This window comes from Sinorhizobium sp. GQ132, assembly GCF_059758575.1.
In genome coordinates this window covers 1-2,862 of record NZ_JCAXDX010000036.1, presented here as the reverse complement: position 1 = coordinate 2,862, position 2,862 = coordinate 1, and the positions used below count along the sequence as shown (strand labels likewise).

General features: G+C 55.9%; 4 protein-coding genes. All 4 read right to left on the bottom strand.

Annotation, left to right across the window (positions count from 1 at the left end; genetic code table 11):
* Positions 1 to 227: 227 nt before the first annotated feature.
* The 4 genes from AC6CIG_RS29565 to AC6CIG_RS29550 all read right to left on the bottom strand — a co-directional run bounded on the left by AC6CIG_RS29565 (position 228) and on the right by AC6CIG_RS29550 (position 2,689).
* A complete protein-coding gene (locus AC6CIG_RS29565; RefSeq protein WP_498324371.1) occupies positions 228 to 467 on the bottom strand; it encodes a hypothetical protein in 240 nt (79 codons plus the stop codon).
* Positions 468 to 564: 97 nt separating this feature from the next.
* Positions 565 to 1,026 carry a hypothetical protein gene (locus AC6CIG_RS29560; protein WP_498324370.1) on the bottom strand — a complete coding sequence of 154 codons (462 nt, stop codon included), beginning with the start codon at positions 1,024 to 1,026 and terminating at the stop codon, positions 565 to 567.
* A gap of 47 nt (positions 1,027 to 1,073) precedes the next feature.
* Complete coding sequence (locus tag AC6CIG_RS29555; RefSeq protein WP_498324369.1) at positions 1,074 to 1,643, bottom strand: glutamate acetyltransferase; 570 nt, start codon at positions 1,641 to 1,643, stop codon at positions 1,074 to 1,076.
* A gap of 170 nt (positions 1,644 to 1,813) precedes the next feature.
* Entirely contained in the window at positions 1,814 to 2,689 is an 876-nt protein-coding gene (locus AC6CIG_RS29550; RefSeq protein WP_324765020.1) for an Evf family palmitoylated virulence factor, read from the bottom strand.
* Positions 2,690 to 2,862 lie beyond the last annotated feature (173 nt).

Genomic DNA, 2,862 nt, shown 5'->3' with positions numbered 1-2,862 from the left:
AGCCCGTTACAGAAGATCGCATAATGTATCGTCTGGAAACGACGGCGTGGGATTTCGGGGGCCGTCGTTCATGACGTAAGAAAGATCAGTCGTCTTGATGCAGAACTTCCATAGAGTGCTTTGACAATTGAAGCGCCCGCGTGGCTTGGAGTCACGCGGGTGCGGGTGCGGGGGAGCGCCGGGAAGCGCCTCTGGGAAGGGCGGTTGGCTTCGCGGGTTGAATAATCCTATTCGACCTTGAACTCGGACGTCTCTCCCGCAAATGTGCAGGTTGCAGTCCAATCCATTGCGAAAACTTCGCCCTCCGGTGTTGCAGTAATATGGTACTTGTCGCCCTTCTTCGGGTGCTTGTTGGGAGCGAATTTGCCGCAGGCGAATTCCTTCTCGCCGCCGCTTCCGGTTCCACCTTCGAGTAAATGATCTCCTCCGTCAGCATGCTTAACAGAGACATTCTCCCAAGCTGACATGGTTCGTACCTCCATCTGGTGTCTGTGATGTGAGTTTGAAATAAAATTTCTCTGGCGGACGACGCCGCGGAAAAGCCTAGTGGGCCGGCGCGGCGGGCTATTTTCCGCCGCGCGCCTCCACCCAGGACTTGTCAGTCGGTGGCGGCAAGGGGCCGGAGGGCTTCCCAGTCTGACCCCAGGCGGACATTTTGGGGAAGCTTGGGCCGATGAGTGCCTTGTAGGCTTCGACGAAGCTCAGCCCGCCGGCGCCCGGAGCCGCCGAGAGGCAGGCATATACGTAGACGCTGCCGGAGTATCCCTCCGGGAAGATAGTCAGATTCTTGTTCAGGTCGCGTGCCGTCAGGTAGAAGTCGTCCCCCTTGCTGCCGATGACCGGCTGGCCTTCGTCGCCGAAGGCTGCGCCGTGTGCAACAATGAACAGATTCTCCGTCGGACGAAGATCGGGGATGTCCCTGTCGAAAACTTTGTACCATTCGCCGAAGACATGGTGGTTGCCTTTAGCTGCGTCTCGGGCAATGTCTTCGACCATAAGATCGTCAGTGCAGGCTGCGATGATCATCGGAATCCTCCTTTGAGTTGGACGTTGGTGTGGGAACTGCATTCAGATCAGTTGAAGATGCGCAGATAGAAGGGTTGGTCGCTCGGCGGCCCGAAGGAGCCGAAGACCTTTGTGATGGTGGTCTGCGTTTGCTTGTTCGAAAGGTTAAGCGTCGCCGAGAGTAGAGTCGAAGCGATGCTGAAGCTCTCTGAACTGCCGGCGTCAGTCACATTCAGGCACGTCAGGTACAGGTGGATTCGATCAGTGCGAGTTTGATCCAGGATGAGGCAATTGAATGCTGTCGGTTCTCCGTACTTGTTCAGGTATGAGCCGATGGGTTTCGCCAGGGCTGATGCGTGAATTCCGCCGACGACATTGGCGCAAATTGAAGCAAGGGCGCCCGGTAGATCCCCGATCGGCATCGTACGGTTCAGCGCTTGCGATGTTATCGCGCCTTCTACCTGGCTTGGAACCATCTGCACGGCATTCTGCCAGGTGCGCGGGTCCAGGTTGCGGGACGGATCGTCCGACAGTTTCTGGATCAACGCAGAGCAAATCCTTTCTGCTTCGAGGGGGGTGGTGCTTTGGGGTCCGACCACCAAGAATAGACCCGCAACTGTTTTAGCAAATGGGTTCATGTCGGTTCCTTCCGGAGGCGGCCGTGGGAATTGCCGGCACCGCCGTGCGACAGAGCATCGGCTAGAGGTTGCCGGCTTGCTCTGTCGCCCTGGTTTTAGCGGGCGCGTTTCGACCCGAGCCGCACCGTTCGCTTCTGGTGCTGCGTTGTCCGCGGTCGAGATTTAAAAGCTCAGACCTGTGGCTTGATGTCGTTTTGAGGCGTGGAGCCGCCGTTGAAGAAGTTTTTGGCCTTCTTGAACTGCTCGGTGGAATTCTTGTTCACCAGCTCCTGGAAGTTTTTGTAGTCGGCGCCGCCTTTCCGGATGCGCCGGGTCTGGATGAGGTTTGTGACCTCCGTATAGTCCATGTCGACATTGACGTATTGCGTCGACGAGCAGGACGACTTCAGCTCGAGGAAGTATTCCTTGAACTCGATCTGCCGCAAGACGATGGCGCCGTAGTCGAAATAGCTGCCGGCACCGTTATCGAGAAGGTAGCTCTGATAGGTGCAGGTCAGTGCTTTGTACTGCTGCGCCTTGCTGCTGGCACTGAACGTCAGGTCGCCCATTTGGGTCAGGAAAGACTGGAAGTCCGTCAGCAAAGATGCCCCGTCGGTGACGATCGCCTTGGCGATCAACGACAGGAAAGTGCCGGAGACGGATGTGCCGGCAAACTTGTTTGAATAGCTTTTCTGCTTCTGCCCTCCGATCGAGAGATCGGGAATGTTACCAACGACGTTCGTCCAGGTGTTTATGTCGAGTTTTTTTGAGTCGATATCGGGATAGTGAGTATGCATGTAGTCGTGGATGAGCCCGCCCATCGCCAGCAGATTGTCCTGGTTTTCGTTCATGATCCCGCCCCATTTCGGATCATCGGTTTTCTGGCCGATGAGGTGGAACTGGACTGTACCCTGGTCGTTGGCGATCTGGTCGTCACTGGGGGCCTCAGCATCGGTTTGAGCCAGCATCAGGGGTTTTGCATAAAAGAAGGAGCGTGCTGCGTTGTAGCTCTTGTTGGAATAGCTCTGTTCATGTTCCTGGACATTCACTGCGGATACACTCGACATGCCTGCCTCCTACTGTCAGATTTGAACGTTGCTCCGAGAGTCGTGGGTTTCCCCATAAAACTAATGGGTGCAATGCTTCCCGCTTATGCTCTCATTAGCTGTATAGCAGGTTGTGTCGGCCTCCACCTTTGTCTTAGACAGGCTTTTCTCTGCGAAACGCAATTTTGCGGTAG

Excerpts from the sequence above, each read along its gene's own strand:
- AC6CIG_RS29555 (WP_498324369.1), bottom strand. The coding sequence starts at position 1,643 with ATGAACCCATTTGCTAAAACAGTTGCGGGTCTATTCTTGGTGGTCGGA.
- AC6CIG_RS29565 (WP_498324371.1), bottom strand. The coding sequence starts at position 467 with ATGTCAGCTTGGGAGAATGTCTCTGTTAAGCATGCTGACGGAGGAGAT.
- AC6CIG_RS29560 (WP_498324370.1), bottom strand. The coding sequence starts at position 1,026 with ATGATCATCGCAGCCTGCACTGACGATCTTATGGTCGAAGACATTGCC.
- AC6CIG_RS29550 (WP_324765020.1), bottom strand. The coding sequence starts at position 2,689 with ATGTCGAGTGTATCCGCAGTGAATGTCCAGGAACATGAACAGAGCTAT.